General features: G+C 64.5%; 21 protein-coding genes. All 21 read right to left on the reverse strand.

What is annotated here, in order from left to right:
* The coding region (locus tag ACO59D_RS03025) for a transposase (RefSeq protein ID WP_485125787.1) at positions 1-149 on the reverse strand (149 nt) is incomplete at its 3' end.
* 959 nt (positions 150-1108) lie between these two features.
* Positions 1109-1369, reverse strand: a complete 261-nt coding sequence (locus ACO59D_RS03030; RefSeq protein ID WP_485121142.1) for a hypothetical protein — start codon at positions 1367-1369, stop codon at positions 1109-1111.
* Between the two features lie 498 nt (positions 1370-1867).
* Complete coding sequence (locus ACO59D_RS03035) at positions 1868-2563, reverse strand: DivIVA domain-containing protein (RefSeq protein WP_485125710.1); 696 nt, start codon at positions 2561-2563, stop codon at positions 1868-1870.
* 60 nt (positions 2564-2623) lie between these two features.
* Positions 2624-2887, reverse strand: a complete 264-nt coding sequence (locus ACO59D_RS03040; RefSeq protein ID WP_242622180.1) for a YggT family protein — start codon at positions 2885-2887, stop codon at positions 2624-2626.
* A 13-nt stretch (positions 2888-2900) separates the two neighbouring features.
* Positions 2901-3758 carry a pyrroline-5-carboxylate reductase gene (gene proC / locus ACO59D_RS03045; RefSeq protein ID WP_485125711.1) on the reverse strand — a complete coding sequence of 286 codons (858 nt, stop codon included), beginning with the start codon at positions 3756-3758 and terminating at the stop codon, positions 2901-2903.
* On the reverse strand, positions 3748-4419 hold the full coding sequence (locus tag ACO59D_RS03050) for a cell division protein SepF (protein WP_130811834.1): 672 nt from the start codon (positions 4417-4419) through the stop codon (positions 3748-3750). The genes proC and ACO59D_RS03050 overlap by 11 nt, the downstream gene beginning before the upstream one ends.
* A 49-nt stretch (positions 4420-4468) precedes the next feature.
* Complete coding sequence (locus ACO59D_RS03055) at positions 4469-5200, reverse strand: YggS family pyridoxal phosphate-dependent enzyme (protein WP_485125712.1); 732 nt, start codon at positions 5198-5200, stop codon at positions 4469-4471.
* 58 nt (positions 5201-5258) lie between these two features.
* On the reverse strand, positions 5259-6065 hold the full coding sequence (locus ACO59D_RS03060; RefSeq protein ID WP_485125713.1) for a purine nucleoside phosphorylase YfiH/LACC1 family protein: 807 nt from the start codon (positions 6063-6065) through the stop codon (positions 5259-5261).
* Positions 6066-6069: 4 nt separating this feature from the next.
* Positions 6070-7197 carry a cell division protein FtsZ gene (gene ftsZ / locus ACO59D_RS03065; protein WP_130811831.1) on the reverse strand — a complete coding sequence of 376 codons (1128 nt, stop codon included), beginning with the start codon at positions 7195-7197 and terminating at the stop codon, positions 6070-6072.
* 276 nt (positions 7198-7473) lie between these two features.
* On the reverse strand, positions 7474-8415 hold the full coding sequence (locus tag ACO59D_RS03070) for a cell division protein FtsQ/DivIB (protein ID WP_485125714.1): 942 nt from the start codon (positions 8413-8415) through the stop codon (positions 7474-7476).
* Between the two features lie 303 nt (positions 8416-8718).
* Complete coding sequence (murB, locus tag ACO59D_RS03075) at positions 8719-9612, reverse strand: UDP-N-acetylmuramate dehydrogenase (RefSeq protein ID WP_485125715.1); 894 nt, start codon at positions 9610-9612, stop codon at positions 8719-8721.
* Between the two features lie 26 nt (positions 9613-9638).
* Positions 9639-11093, reverse strand: a complete 1455-nt coding sequence (murC, locus tag ACO59D_RS03080; protein ID WP_485125716.1) for a UDP-N-acetylmuramate--L-alanine ligase — start codon at positions 11091-11093, stop codon at positions 9639-9641.
* Positions 11094-11259: 166 nt separating this feature from the next.
* Complete coding sequence (locus ACO59D_RS03085; protein ID WP_485125717.1) at positions 11260-12387, reverse strand: UDP-N-acetylglucosamine--N-acetylmuramyl-(pentapeptide) pyrophosphoryl-undecaprenol N-acetylglucosamine transferase; 1128 nt, start codon at positions 12385-12387, stop codon at positions 11260-11262.
* Positions 12374-13927, reverse strand: coding sequence for a putative lipid II flippase FtsW (gene ftsW / locus ACO59D_RS03090; protein ID WP_485125718.1), 1554 nt, complete (start codon positions 13925-13927; stop codon positions 12374-12376). Before ftsW ends, ACO59D_RS03085 begins: the two co-directional genes overlap by 14 nt.
* Entirely contained in the window at positions 13927-15348 is a 1422-nt protein-coding gene (gene murD / locus ACO59D_RS03095) for a UDP-N-acetylmuramoyl-L-alanine--D-glutamate ligase (protein WP_485125719.1), read from the reverse strand. The genes ftsW and murD overlap by 1 nt, the downstream gene beginning before the upstream one ends.
* A 10-nt stretch (positions 15349-15358) precedes the next feature.
* The gene (mraY, locus tag ACO59D_RS03100; protein WP_485125788.1) at positions 15359-16378 is read right to left on the reverse strand and encodes a phospho-N-acetylmuramoyl-pentapeptide-transferase; all 1020 of its coding nucleotides are present in this window, start codon (positions 16376-16378) and stop codon (positions 15359-15361) included.
* A gap of 5 nt (positions 16379-16383) precedes the next feature.
* The gene (locus ACO59D_RS03105; RefSeq protein ID WP_485125720.1) at positions 16384-17814 is read right to left on the reverse strand and encodes a UDP-N-acetylmuramoyl-tripeptide--D-alanyl-D-alanine ligase; all 1431 of its coding nucleotides are present in this window, start codon (positions 17812-17814) and stop codon (positions 16384-16386) included.
* 22 nt (positions 17815-17836) lie between these two features.
* Positions 17837-19642, reverse strand: coding sequence for a peptidoglycan D,D-transpeptidase FtsI family protein (locus tag ACO59D_RS03110; RefSeq protein WP_485125721.1), 1806 nt, complete (start codon positions 19640-19642; stop codon positions 17837-17839).
* A 23-nt stretch (positions 19643-19665) separates the two neighbouring features.
* The gene (ftsL, locus tag ACO59D_RS03115) at positions 19666-20178 is read right to left on the reverse strand and encodes a cell division protein FtsL (RefSeq protein ID WP_485125722.1); all 513 of its coding nucleotides are present in this window, start codon (positions 20176-20178) and stop codon (positions 19666-19668) included.
* A gap of 145 nt (positions 20179-20323) precedes the next feature.
* Entirely contained in the window at positions 20324-21328 is a 1005-nt protein-coding gene (gene rsmH / locus ACO59D_RS03120; protein WP_485125723.1) for a 16S rRNA (cytosine(1402)-N(4))-methyltransferase RsmH, read from the reverse strand.
* Positions 21329-21348: 20 nt separating this feature from the next.
* Positions 21349-21783 carry a division/cell wall cluster transcriptional repressor MraZ gene (locus tag ACO59D_RS03125; protein ID WP_130811821.1) on the reverse strand — a complete coding sequence of 145 codons (435 nt, stop codon included), beginning with the start codon at positions 21781-21783 and terminating at the stop codon, positions 21349-21351.
* Between the last annotated feature and the right edge of the window lie 304 nt (positions 21784-22087).

Consider the following 22087-nt stretch of genomic DNA (forward strand, 5'->3'; position numbering starts at 1 on the left):
AGGAGCTGGTCGCGCCACTCGGCCGCCAGCGACGGCACCACGCCGCTCTCGCTCGCCACCTCCGAGAGCGTCTTGTCGCCTCTGATCACGTCGAGGGCGACCCGCATCTTGAACTGCGGGTCGTACCTCCTCCTGGTCGTCCTGCCCATGTCCCGAAAGCCCCCTTCCGTGCCTCCTGGCACATCCTAGGGCTTTCGGTAGCTCATGCTCAAGCGTGTCTAGATTTGGCCAGCCACATCATCAGGCGGGTGCCACTGGAACAGCCGCCGTGGCGATTCGGCCCCTCATCAGGGAGCCGGTCGACCCACGGGCACGGGCATGCCGGCCGATAGGGCCTCACGATATCGCGAGGTGGTGAGGCTATTTCGAGATGGTGAGGCCTCATCCGTCATGACCATGCGACAGGATTGGGAGTCCACCATGGAAAGCTTCCGGGGTAGACGACCTATCGTTCACTAATCTGTACCGGTCTGTGGCATCCCAGATGGGCCGTTTGCCGCATTTCCCGTAGCTCAAGGGAGGGGATAAAGGGGAACCGGCTGCCTGCCTGGCGATGCTTCGAGAGGGGGGATTGCCCTGGCATCTGGACCATGAGGTCCAGGCATTGACAGCAGGCTGTCAACGCCTCACTCGGTAACCTATCTCGCCACACGGAAGACGCGCGGCCTGCCTTCAGTCTCCTTCACGAGAAGCCCCGAACCAGCCATGGAATTGGGGAAGCCTACACGCGGCGTAGTCCTTCTCGCCCAGGAGTGCAGAGGCCTCGACGGGCGTAATCTACCCGTGCCCGCGGACGTGCGACCCCGCGCCGTCTCACTGCCCGTCTCGTCCCGCCCGTACGCGGCGACGATGCCCCCCTGACGGACGAGAGCACGTGCGCACTGCCACTCCGCTTGAATATGTCCACGGAACGTCCTGCTCGCCGCGGACGTGCTTGATGCGCTGCAGGCCCATGCCATAGGCCCCGATGTTACCCTAGTGGTACAGCGTACGTGCGATGAGAGGGGTTGCGCGACCTTGGGTTGCCCTCTCTCCCTGTCGACTCGAATCGATTCGTCGTGGTGTCCCTGCTGCGGGCGATGACCGGCGTCGATGAGCCCCCACCTCCTCATGCCCCTTGCCTCCAGGCCATCACGGCCAAGGGAATGACCGAGCAGACAATGAGCAGTACCCCAAGGGCCCGGTTTCTCCTGGCTGCACTGGAGTCTTCTGCGGGCTTGCCGTCGGACTGTGCGGTGGCCCGAAGGAGGTAGACGACGCCCAAGGCCGACATCAGGACGTAGGACAGCACGCTTTGCCGCAAGAACGCTGACGCTATGAAGGCCAGCCACAGCGCGTCGCACAACAAGGACGACAACTTCGTCTTCATGTCCCCCCGCCATTCTGGGTGCTGGCGCACGCTGCGCCAGCACTCGAATTCACATGCCTAGGATCCCCTCTGCATGGCTGTCCCCTTTCGAGGGCTTGCCCTGAAAGTAATCTCTAACTTACTTTCAGGGCAAGCCCTACTCCTTCTTGGGACTCCCCCGCCGGCTTCGCTCGGCGGACGGATCGATATCCGCCGTGAGGGATGATGAGGCGCGCGGGAGGCCCCGCCATCGCGTCTCGCATGCCCCTTCTCACCGCTCGTGGCGCGAGCGCACGGTCTCGGATGTTGCGCTCGTATGCTCAAGAGCACACTTCCATAGAGTGCATGCAGATTCTATATACGCATAATGACCACCAAGGCCCACCGAGATCGATGTCCCGGTGGCCCATCGTTAACGCCGAGCCATCTATTGCAGCACCAGCAGGACTACTCCGACCCACCAAAAAGGAGGCAAGGGAAAACTCCCCCTTGCCTCCTACAGGTTACGCTGGCTATGCGCTAGTCCAGATCTCCGAAGTCGGCCTGGAACGACGCATTCGACGAAACCGTGGAACCGGCAGACGGTGCCGGCACCGCAGGGGCGTTCACCGCCGAACGCGGCGCGGCAGAGACTGCACCAGAGCCGTTGGGCGTCGTAGAGAGCGTCTGCTGCGGGAAGACGGAGTCCGCATCGTCCATGAAGTGCTGCAGGAGCTTCTTGTACTCGCCGCGGAAGTCCTCACGGGACTGCTTGAGGCGGTCAATCTCGTCCAACTCGTTCTGCTTCTCGGCAAGGGCCTGGCGAATGACCTCACGGGCCTTCTGGTCGGCCTCGTTGCGGATGCGCTCGGCGTTATCGCGCGCATCGGCAACGAGCTTGTCAGCGCTCTGCTGAGCAATGATGAGCACACGAGAGATCTGGCTCTCGGAGGCAGCCAAGTCGTTCTGCGCCGCGGGAATGGGTGCGGCGGGCGTAACCTCCATGCGCTCGGGAACGGCGTTGAGCTGGTCCTCGAGGCTGGCAACCTGCGCCTGGGAGGCGGAGAGCTGCTGCTCGGCGGTGTTCAGGCGACCCTTGAGGTCTGCGATCTTCTGCAGCATCGCATCGACCTCGCCGGAGATTTGCTCGAGGAAGGCATCAACCTCCTCGGGGTCATAGCCGTGCTTTGAGGGAGAGAAGGTCTGCTGCTCGATATCTGCTGGTGTGATTGCCATCTTTGTCCCTTTCACTTCGACTCGTCGCCTGAGGCCCATGCCCGACAAGCGGCAATGACGCTACAAAAGTATAGCCAGAAGCAGTCGCTCTATGGCCTCAAGAGCGAATATTGCCACAATGGGCGAAAAGTCTATACCGCCGAGTGGCGGAATGAGACGACGAAAGATGCCCAGCCACGGTGCCACAAGCGCGCCAATCGCGGCGCGAAAGTCGTTGATCACACCGGAGCCACGGGGAATCCACGACAGGACGCACCAGATTATGATCAGGATGTTATAGACGCGGAAGAGCTGGGCAATTACGTTGGCTATCGTGTAGTTCACGTGGTCCTCGCTGTCAGTTGTCGGTGGTGTCCGTGGTGCCTGCCGCCTCTGAGAGCTCACGGGTACGTCGCAATGCCGCATCGACGCCCGCACAGGCGACCTCAAACATACCCGACTCCATCGCGCGCAAACCCGCAGCCGTCGTGCCGCCAGGAGATGTCACTTTCTCCATATATGCACGCGGGTGCTCGCCCGAGGCCAGGAGCTGCTCGGCCGCGCCACGCATCGTCGACAGCACAAGCTCTCGGCAAGCCGCCGCAGGAAGGCCGCGCTCCACGCCAACACGTGTGAGGTCGTCGACGAGCAGGGCCACGTACGCAGGGCCGCAACCCACCACGGCACCCTCGGCGTCAAGCTGGTCTTCGCGCAGCACCACAGCGCTTCCCAAGGCCGAGAAGACTGCCAGTGCAAGCGCCAGGTCCTTCTCGGTTGCACGAGAGCCCGGGCAGACGGCCGTCGCGCCCGAAAGCACCTGTACGGGCAGGTTGGGCATGGCGCGCACCACGCGAGAGCCCCTAAGCGCAGCCTCAAGCGAGACCATCGAGACGCCCGCCGCAATCGAGATCACAAGGCGATCAGACATCCCCTCGGTGTGCTCGGCAAGAACGCCGGGGAGAATCTGGGGCTTCACGGCCAAGACCACGACATCGGGGTCTTGGGCGAGAAGCTTGTCGTTCTTGGTGAAGGTCTTGATACCAAGCTCTGCCAGAGGCTCAAGCTTGCCCTTTGAGGGATTGGCGACAAGGACGCGCTCCGGCGCCGCAGTGCCCGAGACCACAAGCCCACGCGCGATGGCAGCGCCCATGGAGCCTGCGCCGATGATGCCTATGGTCTGTTCGATCTTCTCGGCCATGAGACGCCTAGGCCTCAAGGTCACCATCGGCGACAAGCTTGTCGATGTCGCCCTGAGCGAGCTCGATGCCGGCAGGCAGTACCGCGAAGACGCGGTCGCCGAGCGCCTCCACGGAGCCGGCCACGCCGTAGCTCAGACCATAGCAGAAGTCGAGGATGCGCTTGGCAGTCTCGATGTTGGTGCCCTTAAAGACGAGGATGACGGGCTGGTTGGTGCGGACGCGCCTCACCACGGACTGCACGTCGTCGTAGGAGACGGGACGCAGCACGTAGGGCGGCAGCTGGCCCGAGGTCACGCGTGCAGAAGAGCTACCACGGCCAAGCTCCGCGGTTGCGGAGGGGCCGCTCGGCGCCGAAGGCTCATAGGTGGGCCGGTAGGTAGGCTCGGGTGGCTCTGCGTACGATGGGCGCGGACGCGTCTCGCGCTGCTCGCCATAGCCGGCGGCGGGGTTCTGCGTCACGGGACGGCCCGAGCGCGTGTAGACCGAGACGCTCTCCGCCTCGGGGCGCGAGGTGTTGCCCAGAAGCTTGGTCGCAGAACCCGTGGGGCGGCGCTCGCCATATCCGCGCTCACGGTCACGCTCGCGCTGGTCATCGTCACTCTCGTAGTAGTCGTCCTCGTAGTCGTCGTAGTCGTCGTCCCTACGGAAGCGATCTCTGATGTTGTCGAGGAAGCCCATGATTCCCCCATCCGTTTTGCGGGACCCAACGTCCCATGCCTTTTCCAGATTAACCCAGGACGTAGCTGGGGTCGAACACCGTTCTACCAAGTCGCACGATTGTCGAGCCCTCCTCGACCGCAATCGGGAAGTCGTCGCTCATCCCGCACGAAAGGATTGGGAGCTCCAGCCCGCCGCGCTCGGCAAGCTCGTCGCGCAGGTCTCTCAGGCCCGAGAAGGCCCTTCTCGCCGCATCCGTGTCATGTGCCGGCGCCATGGTCATGAGGCCGCGCACGCACATGGCGGGCAGCGCGAGGATGCCTTCGAGCGCCGTGCGAGCCTCGTCGGACGAGAAGCCAGACTTGGACTCCTCCCCCGAGACGTTCACCTCGAGAAGCACGTCGCTGGTCACGCCATGCGAGACGCCACGCTTGGAGATGGCCTCGGCAAGGTGGGTCGACGACACCGAGTGGACAAGCGCTACGTTGCCCACGACTTCGCGCACCTTGTTTGTCTGCAGGTGGCCGATCATGTCAAAGCGCGCGCCTGCCATCTCGGGATACGCCGCGATGCCTTTGAGCTTGCGCACCAGCTCCTGGGGGCGGTTCTCGCCAAAGGCCCTATACCCCGCCCTCCAGGCGAGGTCGACCTGTGGCACGCCTACGGTCTTAGAGACGGCGAGAAGCGACACCTCGGCCGGATCGCGCCCGGCACGAGCGGCAGCCTCGGCAATGCGCTGGAGGATCTCCTCCCTGCGCTCCGCGAGAAACGCCGCGTAGCCCTCTTCCTCTGTACCGTCCATCAACGCGACCAACTCCCATGAAAGTTCGAGACTCAATACCCCGCCAGGGGCTCACACGCTACTCCCCCACCATCACGGCCAAGGCACCATGCCGCCCGCACGAGCCGTGCTCGGCCCGGTACGAGAAGAACCTCTCGGTTGCCGAGGCGGTAGAGACGTCGCAGACGACAACGGATGACGAAGGAACCCCGGCATCGACGAGCGCAGCCGTCACGGCGCAACCAAGGTCAAGGTTTCGCCCCCCTGCGATGACCCCAGGGCCAAACTCTGCCGAGAAGCGCGCTCCAAGCTCGGGGGAAACCTCGTAGTCCCCGCAACCGATATGCGGACCCACGTAGGCAAGGACCTCGGAGACAGCGACCCCTGTCTCCTCGGAGAGGACGCGCGCGGCCTTCGCGCTGATGCGAGCGATGGTCCCCCGCCAGCCAGAGTGCACCACGGCAAAGCCGCCCGGCGAGACGAGAACCACGGGAACGCAGTCGGCAAAGCAGAGAAGGACGGGCACCCTGGGCACCGTACAGACAATCGAGTCGGCACCGCCTGCGGCATTCCTCTGTGCAGCGCGGACGGCATCCGCATCCGAGGAGCGCACGCACACGACTCTGTCCCCGTGCACCTGGCGCGGGTTCACCAGCGCGTCGCCGTATGCCTCGGCCCCCAAGGCGACAAGCGCGCGACGGCGGTTCTCGGCCACGCACGAGGGATCGTCTCCGCAGGCACACCCCAGGTTGAGAGAGGAATAGCACCCGCTTGATACGCCACCCGTGCGCTCCGTGAATGCGAACGCGACCCCCTGGGGGACAGAGACGTCCCCCAGAAGGGCCACGCCATGCGACTGATACCTTGTGAGCGTAGGCTCGGACATGGCGCTAGATGCGGCTGCGCTTCAGGAAGTCGGGGATGTCGAACTCCTTGTTGTCGCCGCCGGCAGCGGGCGCCGCGGGACGGTTCGCGGGGGCTGGGGCGTTGTAGGGGCGCTGCTTAGGCGCCGGAGCCTGCGGACGAGCCACGGGCATGGCGGGTAGCGTCTGCTGGATGTTGGCATCATTGAAGCCGGTGGCGATAACGGTGACGCGCACCTGATCGCCCAGGGACTCATCGACGACGGTACCAAAGATGATGTTTGCTTCGGGGTCGACGTTCTTGGCGACGAGGTCGGCGGCATCGTTAATCTCCTGGATGCCGAGGTCCTTGTTGCCGGCGATGGAGAGCAGCACGCGCGTGGCACCATCGGTAGAGGTCTCGAGCAGCGGGCTGGAGATGGCCTCGGCGGCAGCGTCGGTAGCCCGGGAGTCGCCGGATGCGGTGCCAATGCCCATCATGGCCGTGCCCGCGCCCTTCATGATGGTGCAGACGTCGGCGAAGTCGAGGTTGATGAGGCCGGGCACAGTGATGAGGTCCGTGATGCCTTGGGTGCCCTGGCACAGCACGTCATCGGCCATGCGGAAGGCCTCGAGCATGGTGGTCTTCTTCTCAGAGAGGTCGAGCAGGCGATCGTTGGGGATCACGATGAGCGTGTCGACGTTGTCGGAGAGGGTCTTGATGCCCTCGGCCGCGGAGTTGTAGCGCTTGCGGCCCTCGAAGGAGAAGGGCTTCGTGACAACGCCCACGGTAAGGGCACCCACGTCGTTCTTGGCGATGTCGGCAACGATGGGCGCCGCACCGGTGCCCGTGCCGCCACCCTCGCCTGCGGTGATGAAGACCATGTCAGAGCCGGCAAGGGCCTGCTTGATCTCATCGCGGCTCTCCTCGGCGGCCTCCTGGCCAACCTCGGGGTTGGCGCCAGCGCCCAGGCCCTTGGTGATATCGGTGCCAATGTGGACCTTGATGTCGGCATCTGAGATGGCGAGCGCCTGCGCATCGGTGTTGATGGCGACAAACTCGACGCCGCGGATGCCCTCTTCGATCATGCGATTCACGGCGTTGGTACCGCCGCCACCCACGCCAACCACCTTGATCACGGCGAGATAGTTGCTGGGGACCTCGGTGTCCTTCATCGTTTCCTCCTTGTTGGCGGCGGCCCTGTGCCAGCGCCATTGCTGGTGCGTTCGTGCTTCACTCGTGTGGCGTTTTCCCGTTCGACCCCCTGAAAAGCGCTGGTAGAAACCCTAAACCTCAGGTTAAGCCAGATGCCATCCATGAAGCGACGTATATTTGCACATCGGGCATGCCCTCGTCAAACACTTTGTACAAATGGTGAAAAGCGCAGGTAAACGAGGCCATCAAAAGCGATGAAAATGCTCAAGCAAAGCTTGAGCGTAAGACTTTTATAGTCAGTTCGCATCCGCTGTGGTAGTCGTGGAGGCATCCGAATTCGTCACTGTGGAAGCCGTCGAATCTGCCGTGCCGGTCGTCGAGGTGGTGTCACTGGAGGACGTCGAGTCTGTCGACGGGACAGCGCCCGTGGCTCCCGTTCCTGCCGTCGCATTCGTGGAGTCGATCTTTCTGTACGAGGGGCTCGACAGCACCCGAACGTTGATGTAGGTAAGCTCGTTAGGGTACTCGGAGAGAAGGCTCTTGATGACCTCCTCCTTCGAGGAGATGCTCGAGGGCGATCCCAGCGATACCTCAACGCCACTCGCAAGCGTGCATGAGATGCTCGCCACGCTCGGTGCCGTGAAGCTCACGATCTGCGAGGCAAAGTCGGATGAGAAGCCATCCAGGTAGCTCCGGACGGCGACAATCACATCGTCGGTGGCCGAGGAGCCTGCCACCGGATTGACAGTTGCCGGAACGTCGGTGATGAGGATGGCCCCCACCGAGGTGGCCTTCTCAAGCGCCACATCGTCCGCGGACTGTCCCTCCGACACGTCGAGGTTCACGGGCTCGAGCCAAACCTCCCCCTCACCCAAATACCAGGCAACGCTTCTCGAACTCATGACCACAACGGCCTCGACCGTGCGCTCGGTCACAGAGATCTTGAGCCTGTCGGGAAACTCGCGCTCCACGCTCACCGACTCGACCCAGGGATTCTTCATGAGGTTCTGTGTGATGGCGTTGGTGTCCACGTTGAGAAGGGTGGTTCCCTCCTCGATGTCGGCGAGCTTCTGGACATCGTCGGCGCTCACATGGTCGCTGGCCACGGCGTCGATGGAGGCGATCTCGAAGGCCGAGCTGTTGCTCAGGACGAAAAGCACCACGCCGAAGACGGCTGCGACGATTGCCGCAACCACCGCGACGCGCAGGGCGATACCCATGGCGTCTGCCGTGCGCACCTGACGCGCCCGGGCTGCCCGGGCCTCTTTCCCGCTCTGGGGACGAGGAGAGCGTTGTGGGCGTGGGGCAGGCGGCTTGATCTGGGGGATCCTGGGCGCAGGCGTTGGCTTGACCGCCGCCGGCTTTGGTTTGGGCGCGCGCTTCGCGCGCCGTGCAGACGGCTGCTGAGAGGGCTGCGGCATGCGGGTGCGCGGCGTAGAGGCTGGCCGAGAGGGGCGTGTGGGGCTCCCCTGTGCTGGTCTCTTCGTCGCCTTGCGCGCCGTTGGTTTTCTCCTGTCGTCTGACGCCATGCCGCGCTCTCCCTATGCCCCAAACCCAAGCAGCTTGACCTCGGGCTGGAGGTCAAGCTGGTACTTGTCGCGCACGGTGTCGTGGACGTGGCGCATGACCTCGACCACGTCGCGGGCACGTGCGCCGCCGTCGTTCACGATGAAGTTGGCGTGGACGTCCGAGACTGCAGCCCCGCCCACGTGGTAGCCCTTAAGGCCGCACGCCTCAATCAGGACGGCAGCAGAGCGCGAGTCGGGATTCCTGAAGACCGAGCCGCAGCAGGGCCTGCCCATGGGCTGGGACTGGCTGCGGCGGCGCAGTCTCTCCTCCACGTCGCGCGCGATAGCGTCATGGTTGCCCGGCTCGAGCCTAAAGGTTGCCTCGAGAATGATCTCGGTGGTGGGAAGCGAGGTCACACGGTAGCCCCACTCCACCTCGGAGGCGGCATGGCGCACGAGGCCCTTGCCTGGGGCAAGGCTCACCACGCCCTCGATGACGCTGCCCACCCACTCGTGGCGGGTGCCTGCGTCCATCGAGACGGCCCCGCCCACGCTGCCGGGGATGCCCGCGCAAAACTCAAGGCCCGCAAGCGAGCGCTTCATGGCCTCGGAGACGAGCTTCGAGAGGGGAAGCGCCGCCCCTGCCGTCACCTGGCCGTCCTCCGCAAGGCTCATGCGCGCGAACTCGCGACCCAGCGTAATGACGCAACCGTCGTAGCCGGCGTCTGCCGCAAGGATGTTGGAGCCCCTGCCCATGACCACCCAGGGCACGCGCTCGGCGCGCAGGACCTCGACTGTCTTGAGCAGCGCCTCATAGGTGTTTGCGCACACGAAGAGCGCTGCGGGGCCGCCGATGCGGTACGTCGTGCGGCGCGAGAGCCGCTCGCCACGGATCACGTCCGCGTCAACGGCTCCTGAGAGGCTCATGTATGCATTGAAGACGCTCACGCCCGTTACTCGTCTTTCTTCTCGTCACGCTCGCGCATGGCGGCGATGAATGCAGGGCCGATCTGGGTGACGTCGCCCGCGCCTTGCGTGATGAGCAGGTCGCCCGGATGGCAGGTGTCACAGAGGTTCTGGATGAGCTCGTGGCGGTTGGGGATGTAGCGCACGTCAGGCACCACGCCGGCAGCCTCGGCCTGGTTCGAGACGGTCTTGCCCGAGATGCCTGGTATGGGCATCTCGCCCGCCGAGAAGACATCCATCACGCGCAGGACGCCCACGTGGTCGAAGGCGTGGGCAAAGAGCGGCTCGAGCGCCTTGGTGCGACTGTAGCGGTGAGGCTGGAACACGCAGACGATGCGGTCGAAGCCAAGCTGCGAGGCCGCCTCGAGCGTGGCCTTAATCTCGGTGGGATGGTGTCCGTAGTCATCGACCACGGTGATGCCGTCGATGTCGCCCACGTGGGTAAAGCGCCTGCGTGCACCCTTGAACTCAGAGAGCTTCTCTGCCGCCTGGGCAAGGTCTGCGCCCAAAACGTCTGCCACGGCGATGGCCGCCGTCGCGTTTGCCATGTTGTGGCGGCCGGGGTTTGACTTGATGGTCACCTCGACCGAGGCGCCAGAGGGGGTCTTCGCCGAGAAGCGCATGGCAAGCCTGTGCGCCACCGCACCCTCCTCGGGCACGCAGACGTAGTCGTTGCTCGCATCAAAGCCGTAGGTCACCACATGGCGGCCGGTCGAGCGGGCAAGCGCCACGTAGTGGGGGTTGTCACCGTTCACGATGACCGTGCCCCGCTCGCCCACCAAGCCCATGAAGGTGCAGAAGGTCTTCTCGATGTTCTCGAGGGTGCCGTAGTGGTCGAGGTGGTCGGCCTCGATGTTGGTGACCACCACCACGTCGGGGTTGAGGTAGAGGAAGGAGCCGTCGGACTCGTCTGCCTCGCAGACGAAGTAGCCGCCCTCGCCGTTTCTGCCGTTGGTGTCATAGCCCTCGACCACACCGCCGATGAGGAAGGACGGGTCCCAGCCCATGCGGTCGAGCATCGTCGCAATCATGGATGATGTGGTGGTCTTGCCATGCGTGCCGGCGACGGCCACGGTGGTCGCGTTGTCCGAGAGGTACGAGAGCATCTTGGCGCGCAGCCAGATGGGAATGCCCAGCTCGCGGGCGCGCACGACCTCGGGGTTGGTCTCTGGGATGGCGCTCGAGGTGACAACGACCTCGGGCGAGACGCGGTCGATGGTCGCGGCGTCGTGGCCGATGGTCACGTAGACGCCCGCGTCCTCAAGCTCGCGCACGTAGTGGGAGCTCTTGAGGTCGGAGCCGGTGACCTTGCAGCCGCGCCTGTTGAGCACGAGCGCAATGCCGCTCATGCCTGCCCCACCAATGCCCACAAAGTGGGCGCTCGCGATTTTGTGGCCCTTCTCAGCCGCGTCGTCGCGGGTGGCCTCTTGGATGTCTGTCATGGCTACCCCTTCCAAGGGTTCGCGGCGAGAGGGCCCGCCACGGAAACTGGTTCGCCTAACCCATTCACTTTAGCCGACGGACGGCCCATGGTTGCCCACGGCCCAAACCCATCACGGACTCCGCAGGCGCCGACCGCACTAGCGCCGGCATGCAGGCCGCCACACGCTACCGGGCGGCGGCACGCTCCACGACGTCTGCCAGCTTCGCGGCAGCTTGGTCCTGCCCAAGCCCTCGCGCGCACGCACGCATGCGCTCGCGGCGCCCGGCATCGCCCACCAGGGCGAGAAGGTCATCAGCAAAGGCGCCTCCGTCAATTGCGCCGTCGGCAAAGAGGGTGGCGGCACCGGCATCTGCCAGGTAGTGGGCATTGGTGGTCTGGTGGTCGCCCGTGGCAAGCGGATAGGGCACAAGCACGCTCGGCACGGCAAGGGCGGCAATCTCGGCGATGGAGGAGGCACCGGCCCGCGAGACCACGAGGTCTGCCGCCGCGAGGGCCTCTCCCATGTTGGAGATGTAGGGCACGACCTGCCAGCGCTCGCGCTCGGCATCGGTCAAGGCGAGAGAAGCCACCACGCCGTCGTAGAGCTCCTTGCCGGTGGAGTGCACCACGTAGAGCTTGGGGTCCGCGAGAAGGCGCGCCTTGAGGCGCGCGATGGCCTCGTTCACGTGTTGGGCGCCAAGGCTTCCGCCAAAGACGAGAAGCATCGTTGCGTCCCCGGGGATGGAGAAGGCCGCGCGGCCCGCCTTGCGCGAGGCGGAAAGCACGCTCCTGCGCACGGGGTTTCCCGTGAGCACGATGGAATCCTCGCCCTGGACGCGCCCCTCGAAGGCGGCGCGCGCCTGTGGGAGCGACACGCAGACGTAGCGCGCGTTGGATGCGAGCGTCTTGTTGGCAAGGCCGGGAACCGAGTTCTGCTCGTGCAGCACATAGGGGATGCGCCGCTTGCGGCAGCGGTCCATGAGCGGCAGCTCGACGTAGGCGCCAAAGCCCACGGCGACGTCTGGGGCGCCCTTCTCGGCAAAGACCTCCCCCACGCGTGCGGACGCCTTGCGCTCGCGCACAAGGGCCGAGACGAGCGTCCATGGTCTCGAGCGGTCGAAGCCAGTCACGTGGATGGGCTCGAGCACGAAGCCTGCCTGGGGGACAAGGGTCCCCTCAAGCTTGGCGCTCTGCCCAAAGAAGCGCACGTGGTGACCGCGGGAGGAGAGCTCTTCTGCCAGCGCCAGCGCTGGATTGATGTGACCTGCGGTGCCGCCCGCGGCGATTGCCACCTCAAGACTAGTTCCTGCCACGTCCGCCATCCCCTCTTCCGGACCCGCGACCGCGGAGCCTTTCCGCGGCGTTGGGGCCGAGGTCTATCCTTCCCCGTTCGTACCTGGCCTTCTTACCTCTGCTGGACGGCCTTGCCTGCCTGCTGGCCTCACCACCGCCATCAACCATGCGCAGGCCAGAGCTCGTACCCTCGCGCGGACGAGAATACCTGGGCGTTGGCGTACCCACAAGCGAGAAGCCCGATGCGCCAGGGGGAGCCGCACCCGCGTCGTCTCTTTCGTCAGCGGCGAACTGCCAGGACTGCCTACTGCGATCATGGACGGTCTCGGGCAGTGCCGAGTGGTTGGAGACCGACACGATCATGCCCACGAGCATGAGGCAGCTCATGATGGTGGAGCCGCCATAGGAGATAAAGGGGACGGGCTTTCCCGAGAGCGGCATGATGCCAAGAACGCCGCAGACGTTCACCAGGAGCTGGATGATGATGAGCGACGTGCAGCCCGCAGCGATGAGCCTGCCGCACATGTCGGGGGCATAGCGCGCAATGCGGAAGCCTGCCCAGACAAGCACCGCAAACGCGGCAAGCACTCCCAGCGTGCCCATGAGCCCAAGCTCCTCTCCCACCACGGCGAAGATGAAGTCGTTGTATGCCATGGGCAGGTAGGAGTACTTCTGCTTGCTCATGCCCAGCCCCACGCCAAGGAGCCCGCCCGAGCCAAAGGCGTAGAAGCCCTGGATGAGCTGGTAGCCGGAGCCTGTGGGATCACTCCACGGGTTGAGCATGGTGATGATGCGGGCACGCGAGTAATCGTCCTTGAGCGAGAGGACGAGAACGCCGACTGCACCCACGCCAAGCACGAGGAGGATCCAGCGGCGATCCATGCCGGCAAGGTAGGACATCACGATGAGCGTTGCCGCAATGATGAGGGTCGACCCCTTGTCGGGCTGCAGCAAGATGAGAACGAGCGGGACGCCCACAAAGACCGCAAGCTGCTTCACGAACTCCTGGAAGGTCATGGTCTGCTCGTCGTAGTAGCGCTCGGCGAGGTTTGCCGCCACGAGGATGATCGTGATCTTGGCAAACTCCGAGGGCTGGAGTGAGAAGGGACCGATGGCAATCCAACGGGTGGCGCCATAGGCGTCGCTTCCCGCAAAGGGCAGAAAGATCAAGAGGAGCAAGAGGATCGTGAACCCCCAGATCACGAGGACGAGCCTCTTGCTCCAGAGGTGGTAGTCCTTGCTCGCAATGAGCGCGGCAGCGGCAGTACCCAAGGCGGCAAACATGAGCTGGCGCTTGAGGAAGTAGGCCGGGTCGTTGCCAAGTGTCTCGGAGGTAAGCGACGTGATGGACGAGGCCGAGTAGACCATGAGAAACCCAAAGCAGGTGAGAATCACCACCACGGCAATGAGCACAAGCCTTGGCTTCATGAACCTCTCGGGAACGCCTAGGATGGTCTTCTCGACAGACGAACGGGCAGAGCCCCTCCCCCGCGAGCTGCGCTGGGAAGAGGAGCGGGGCCGCGTCGTGGCAGAGCTCCCGTATGTTGCCACCTGGACCACTAGCACAGCCTCCCTGCGGTCACGCGCTCGGCAGCGAGGCGCTTGAAGAGCTCGCCGCGCTCCTCCATGTTGTGGAACTCGTCAAAGGACGAGCACGCGGGCGAGAGCAGCACCGCGTCACCGGCCTGGGCACGCTCGCAGGCGGCCGAGAAGGCCTCGCGCATGTGCGGCTCGCGCACGACCTCGAGCGCAGAGCCCGAGGTCGCAATCGCGTCCTTGAGGGCACGGGCAATCCTCTCGCCAGCAGCGCCGTAGCACACGGCAACGCGGCAGCGAGCGGCAACCGCATGCGCAAGCGAGGTGAGATCGGTGCCCTTGTCGTGGCCACCCAGAAGCACGCACACGCTTCCCGGCTCGAATGCGGTAAGGGCCTTCTCGACAGAGTCGGTGTTCGTGGCCTTGGAATCGTTCACAAAGCGCACGCCCGCAACCTCCCCACAGGGCTCGATGCGGTGCTCAAGCGGCGAGAAGGCGAGAAGCCCGCGGCAGACATCCCCTTCGGCCACGCCCAGCTCAAGCGCCACGGCCGAGGCGACAAGGGCGTCCTCCTCGTTGTGCTCGCCCCTGATGGGAAGGTCGTCCGTGGACACGAGGACATGCTCGGTGCCATCGAGGCGCACCACGAGACGTCCGTCGCGCACGAAGGCAGCGCACGGCACGCCGGGGTCCCGGCGCACGTCCACGCGGCACACGCGCAGGCCACGCGCATCGAGGCGCTCGATGATGGCGCGGCACCACTCGTCACCATCAGAGACTACGGCAAGGTCACCAGCCGCAAGGTTGGCGAAGACCCTCTCCTTTGCCTGGGCGTACGCCTCCATGCTGCCATGCCACTCCACGTGGTCGGGCGTCACGTTCATGAGACAGGCCACGCGCGGGCGGAGCAGGCGCGTGGTGGCAAGCTGGAAGCTCGAGAGCTCGGCCACGAACCACGAGCCCCGCTCGCGATTGGCTATGCGGCTCGTGATGGTGGTGCCGATGTTTCCCACAGCCTCGGCAGGGCAGCCGCCCGCACGCAAGAGCGCCGTGGCAAGTGCGGTCGTGGTGGTCTTGCCGTTGGTGCCGGTGATGCCGACCCAGTCTTGGGGACTCTCGCGCCAGGCAAACTCGGGCTCGCCGACGATCTCTTTGGAGTGCGCGGCAGCCGCCTGGAAGAAGGCAGAGCCGATGGGGATGCCGGGCGAGGCAATGGCAAGGTCAAAGGCGCCCTCGACCTTCTCGGTGCCAAGGACGCAATGCACGCCCAGGCCCTCGAGCTCGCGCGTGAGGTCTCCCCCATGCGATGAGGCGCCCCCAAAAAGCGTGACCGATGACACCTGCTCACCTAGCCCCACGAGGTAGCGGCAGACCGCCTCGCCCGTGTGGCCCATGCCCAGTACGGCGACGTCGCCAAGACGTGCCGCAGAACTGCTTTCCTGCATGAGATGCCCCCTAGCCAAGCTGGAAGTACAACGCAAAGCCCAGAACCGCGAAGGCGGCAGAGACGATCCAGAAGCGGATGACGACCTTTGTCTCGCTCCAGCCCTTCCTCTCGAAGTGGTGGTGAAGCGGGGCCATAAGGAACACGCGCTTGCCGGTAACCTTGAAGCTCACGACCTGGATGATCACCGAGAGCGCCTCAGCAATGAAGAGGCCTCCCATCACGAGCGAGCAGATCTCGGTCTTGGTGAGAACGGCCAGTGCCGCAAAGACGCCGCCCAAGGCAAGCGAGCCCGTGTCTCCCATGAAGATCGAGGCGGGATAGCAGTTGTACCAGAGAAAGCCCACGCAGGCACCCACGATGGTCGCCGCAAGCACCGAGAGGCCGAGTTCGTCCTCGTTGTAGGCGACCATAGCCATCACGACCATGACCACAAGCACCGTGCCACCGGCAAGGCCATCCAGGCCGTCAGTGAGGTTGACGGCGTTCGAGAGGCCGGCCAACAGCAGGAAGACAAAGAGCATGTAGAGCCAGGGCACCCGCACGCCGCTGATGCTGGTCGACAGCGCGCCCAGGTCAATGGAGGCGCCGCCAGGGAACTCGATGGTGGGGGCAATGCCGCACTGGTTCACCGCCACCAGGCAGAAGATGACGCACACGATGGTAAGGCCCACCATCTTCTGCGAAGGCGTAAGGCCCAACGAGCGCTCGTGCGCCACGGACTCGATATCGTCGAGAAGTCCCAAGGCGCCCGTGGCGAGCATCGCGAAGAGCGCGAGGAAGAGCATGGGTGACCAGGGCGCCATGAGAAGCGTTGTCACCACCACGCCGAGAAGCATCACGATGCCGCCCATGGTGGGGGTACCCTGCTTCACGAGGTGGCGCTTGGGGCCGTCGGCCCTCACCTGCTGGCCCAGTCCCTCGTAGCGCATGAGCCTGATGAAGATGGGCATCACGGCGGCCGTGATGACGGCGGCACCGCCGGCCGACAAAAGCACCTGGTAGCTCGGGTACGCGGGATTTCCCACAATTAACATCAGCGAAGCACTCCCCTCGCGAACGCATCCAGACCGCAGGAACGCGACGCCTTGACCAGCACGAGGTCACCCCTGGAGAAGACGGGGGCAAGCGTCTCCGCGGCAGCGTCGACCGTGGGGAAGAGCTGCAGCCGGTCCTCGGAGGCGCCCATGGTGCGCGCCGCCTCGGCCATCCCGGCGGCAAGCTCGCCACCAATGAAGACAAGCATATCAAGACCCTTGGCCGCGGCATAGGCACCCACATAGCCGTGAAGGCGTTGCTCCTCGCTTCCAAGCTCGCCCATCTCGCCCAAAACGGCCACGCGCATGCCGCTGGCATCCATCTCGGCAAGCACATCGAGGGCAGCCGCCATGGAGGTGGGGCTTGCGTTGTACGAGTCGTCGATCACGCGCACCCCACGGGGAGACTCTAAGACGGCAAGGCGCATGCTCGCCGCAGGCATTGCCGCCATGGCATCCGCCGCGGCATCTCGGTCAAGGCCCAGAGCCTCGATGACGACCATGGCGAGAAGGAAGTCCGGGACCACCTGTCGGCCGGGAACCGAGGGCGTGACTCGCTTGGACCACCCGTCCTTGCAGGCAACCGTAAACGATGCCTCGCCGGCACCGGTAAGCTTGACGCCGATCGCACGGACGTCGTCGCTCTCGCGCTCGCCCGCGTACGCCACGGCCACGCCTTGAGGGCGCGCAAAGCCGCCTGCGATGAAGGGCGTGTAGTCGTTGGCACTCGTGAGCGCAAGCAGGGGTTCCACGCCGCACGACGCCACCATGCCCGAGACCACCTCGGCCTTGGCGCGGGCGATGTTCTCGCGCGAGCCGAGAAGGCCAATGTGACTGGTACCCACGTTGGTGATGACGGCAAGCGTGGGTGCGCAGCATGCGGCCATGCGGCGAATCTCGTTTGGATGGTTCATGCCCATCTCGCACACAAGGACTTCGGCATCGTCGGGGGCCGAGAGCACCGTGAGCGGCAGGCCGATGAGGTTGTTGAGGTTGCCCTGCGTGGCATGGACGCGTTTCGCACTTGCGATACCCGCGCGGAGAAGGTCCTTGGTCGTGGTCTTGCCCACAGACCCCGTGACACCTACGACGAGCCAGCTGGGGTGACGGACACGCCACTCGTGGGCCAGGCGGAGCAGGAACTCCTCGGCGTCATCGTCCTCGGGGCGTACGACGGCGCAGTCGTGCTCGCGCGCAAGGGCGAGAAGCGATGCGGACGGTTCGCGCGTCACCACGACGCAGGCAGCCCCGGCCTCGACGGCCGAGGGTGCAAAGTCGTTGCCATCGACCCTCTCGCCGAGAAACGCCACGAAGACAGAGCCCGGGCCAGCCTTGCGCGAGTCAATCTCGACCGTGCCCTCAACGCGCGCGGCGGGCGTGCCCTCGAGCAGCTGCGACCCCGTGGCAAGCACAAGGTCTGCAATGTCCATGGAAAGCATAGGTCTCCCTCACCTAGTTGGTTGTCGACGAGGTGGTTGTAGAGACGTCCGGGGAGATGCCAAGGTCCGTGACGGCAGCCTCCATTATCTCCTTGAAGGTTGGCGCGGCCGAGGAGAGCGCCAAGTGCGGCGTTCCGTTGAGGCCAACGTAGACCAGAACGTCGGGGTCGTCAACGTTGGCAAAGCCGCAAAGAGAGGACACGTACTTGCCCTGCTCGTATCCGCCGGACTCGCTTGCCTGCTCGCCCGTGCCCGTCTTACCTGCGATGGTATAGCCATCTACCTGGCCACGCCTACCGGTGCCGTCGGTCATGACCGAGACCATCATGTCGGTGACCTCGTCGGCCGCAGACTTCGAGATGACCTGCTCGCCTGTGGGCCAGCTGACCTCCTCGCCGTCCTTGGATATGAGGAAGTGGGGCGTGGTGGGGATGCCATCGTTGGCCACGGTGCCAAACGCGCGCACGATCTGCACCATGGGCACCGCAAGCGCCTGGCCAAAGGCCATGGCGCCAAGCGTCGCGCCAGTGTAGCTCTCGTAGCTGGTCACAATGCCTGCAGACTCGCCCGGATAGTCGATGCCCGTAGTGTGGCCGATGCCAAACCTGTCGACGCCCTCGGCAAAGCGCTGGGCACCAATGACCTCCTGGGCGAGAAGCGAGACGCCCACGTTCGAGGAGCGCACCAGCATGGTTCTCACTGTCATGTCCTCGGCACCGCTGCGCGCCTCGTCGTCGGTCACCCAGTCGTCACCGGCCAGGATCTGCACGGGAACGTTGTAGACGCTCTCGGAGTTGAAGAGGCCGTTCTCGACGCCGATGGCAACGGTCAGGATCTTGAACATCGAGCCCGGCTCGTAGGAGGCCGTTGCAGGCTTGAGCGTGAGGGCGTCGGCGCTGGTATTGGCCAGGTCAGAGAGCCTGGCGAGCGGGGTCGAGCACGCGGCGTATATCTCGCCCGTCTTGGGGTTTGTCACCATGACCGAGCCAGAATCGGCGTCGTAGTCTTGGACGGCCTGAGAGATGACCTCCTCGGCCTTCTCCTGGACGTCGATGTCGATGGAGAAGATAAGATCCTCGCCGTTCTTTGCCTCGGTGACCTGGGAAGTGCCGCCGGCTATGGGCGTGCCGGTACTGCCCGTCTCGATGATCATCTGGCCGTCGGTGCCCGAGAGCTCGTCGTTGTAGTAGTACTCGAGGCCAGTGAGGCCCTCGCCTTCGGTACCCACGACGCCCAACACCTGGCTTGCCACGTCGCCGTACGGATAGACGCGCTTGTTGTCGTCGAGGTAGTAGACGCCCTTGAGCTTGGCGTCGGAGAGCTGCTGCTTGATGGTGTTGGCAACGTCGGTGTCGACCTGGCGCTTGACGTAGGCGAAGGTCGAGTCGGTGGTGAGCGTCGCGGTGTAGTCGCTTGCGGAGCCGCCCAGGTTTGCGGCGAGGATCCGCGCCACGCCCGAGGGGTTGGCAATCTCTTTGGGATTGCAGTAGATGGTCTTGCAGTCGACGCTCATGGCAAGCACGTTGCCGTTGCGATCGTAGATGGTCCCGCGCTTGGCATGAAGCGTGATCACGTTGGTACGCTGCGTTTCGGCCTGCCCGGAGAGGCTCGGCCCCTCAATCACCTGAAGCCACATAAGGCGTCCCGCCACAATGGCAAAGATGACCATGAGCACTGTGAAGACCACACGCGTGCCCTGGTCAAAGCCACCGGGCCCCGAGCCTCCCGGCCTCGACGCGCGAGCACGGTAACGGGCACGAGAGGCCTCGTCGTACGAGGCCTCCGGCTTCCCACGCCGCCCTTGGCGGCTCTGTCTCATGCTGTCTCTCACAAGGGAGTAGTCTACGCCTCGGGAGAGGCGACATCCGCGTCCGTCACAGACTGCGCAGCATCCCCATTCGCCATGGTGGCAGTGGCGTCGCCTGCAGAGGTGGCCTCGGTCGAGGTGGCATCAGCAGACGCACTGCCGGACGAGAGGTCAAGCACCTCTCGATTGGTCGAGAGGGACATGCCGTAGTTCTGCGTGGCGATACGGCTGATGCGGCTCGATGAGGAGAGCACGGACTTCTCGACTTGGAGGTCCCCATTGAGCGTCTGCGCCTCCTTGATCTGGGAACGCAGCGTCGCATTGGCCTGGAGCGCCGAGACCGTTGCCGTGGAGAGCGCGACGCGGCAGGCGCCGAGCGCGATGAACACGAGGGCGCAGACGACGACCGTGCGGACACGCTGAAGGAACAGGGGGCTCACGCCTGCGCGGGCGCGGGCGTCAAGCCCGCCACCGGTGACGACCGAGAACGATGAGCGCTGCTCAGCGCGTTCGTCGCGGCGCTCGCGGCTCCTCTCGGCTGCGTCCATCCTGACGGCTTCTGACCCCTGATACCTCATCGTTGTCCCTTGTCTTCCGGTTGTGCCGGACGTTGTACGTGCTGATGCGTTGGTAGTGCGTTGGTAGTGCGTTTAGTCTGCGTTTTTGGTGCGTGGTGCTTCGTTTGCTGTGGTGCTATGCAGACGACCTTGCGGTCGGGTGCAACGTTTTGGTGCCTTCGTGCGTGACGTCGAGCTTGACCGCCACACGCATGAGAGCGCTTCTCGCCCGTGGGTTAGAAGAGACCTCCTTCTCACCTGCAACGATCGGCTTTCTCGTCTTGACGTCGACTATCGGCACGTGACCGCATGCGCACACCGGAAGATCCGGCGGGCAGACGCAACCCTGTGAGAGCTCCGAGAAGACGTGCTTTACGATGCGGTCCTCGAGTGAGTGGTAGGAGATGACGCAGATCCTGCCACCGGTGTTTGCCCAGCGGACGGCGGCGCGAAGGCCTTGGTCGAGGGCGTCGAGCTCGTGGTTCACCTCGATGCGCAGGGCCTGGAAGGTCTTGCGCGCAGGATGTCCGCCGCGGCGGCGGGCGGCGGCAGGTATCGCCCGCTTGATTACGTCGACGAGCTGGAAGGTCGTCTCGATGGGCGCCTTCTCGCGCGTCTCCGCGATGGCGCGGGCAATGCGCGCCGCGTACTTCTCGTCGCCGTATACGCGGAGGATTCGGGTGAGGTCGGCTTCGTTGTAGGTGTTTATGACCTCTTGTGCGGTTGGGGTGTTTTTCCCCGAATCCATGCGCATGTCAAGGGGGGCGTCCTCGTTGTACGAGAAGCCCCGTTCCGGAGTGTCGAGCTGGGGCGAGGAGACGCCCAAGTCGAAGAGGAGGCAATCAACGCCGGGGACCCTGGCACTTACGAGCAGCTGGTCAAGATTCCCGAAGTTGCCCTTGAGCGGAAGGAACTCCGCCTGGGGTGCCTCCCGCGAGAAGCGCTCGGCTGCCGCCGAGAGGGCCATATCGTCTTGGTCGATTCCAATGGAGAGGCCGTCAGGGGCAATCCTCTGCGCGAGCGCGATGGAGTGTCCGGCCCCGCCGAGAGTGCAGTCGCAGACCACCTCTCCCGGCTTGGGGTCGAGCTCGGCGAGGACTTCGTCGAGCATCACGGGTACGTGCCGATATTCGGGTGTCAAGGCGCTCCTCTCCCCCTTGCCTACTCGCCAAAGAGAAGCGACTCGAGACGGTCGACCGCGCCGTCGGAGGCGAACTTGTCGTTCCAACGATCGGCGTTCCATATCTCGAAGTGGTCACCCGCGCCGACGATCATGAGGTCGCCGCTGAGGCCCAGGCGCTGGCGCTGACCGCGGGTCGTCTCGTCGATCTTGCCGAGGGCCACACGGCCGGCAGAATCGATCTCCACCGTGGTGGCCATGGCATTGAGACGAAGCAGGGTCTCTGCGTCGTTGCGGCTCCTGGAATCGAGGTTCAGGCTGTTGACCCAAGCTTCGAATGCCTCGGGGGTGTAGCCAAAGAGCGCGTCCTTGCGCGGGATGAGCTGCACGAACTCGCCAAACTGCTTGCGCAGGATGGCCGGGAGGGTGACACGAGACTTGGAGTCGAGGCTGCGCTGGTACTGGCCAGTCAGCATGTCGTCCTCCTCTCATTGCCGCCCACACCCACGTTTGAACGTGAACAAACTATAGCCCAAAATCGACACTAGGCCACACCTAAAAACACTTTGCGACACACATGGACGATTTTTTACCCCAGGCGGTTATCCGAGCGACTGGTGGCGAGCAGAGAAGGGCTAAAGCGACCCCAGATGTTGTGGTAGCGGACACCGCAACCACAACGCAATGCACAAGGGACACGAACACCGAGAAACGAATTGTGTCGGTGAGGTGTAGAGGGCGGTGGGGCAAAGTGTGGGGGTGAGTGTGGGGTGGTGGCGC

This window comes from Tractidigestivibacter sp. (genome assembly GCF_057241865.1).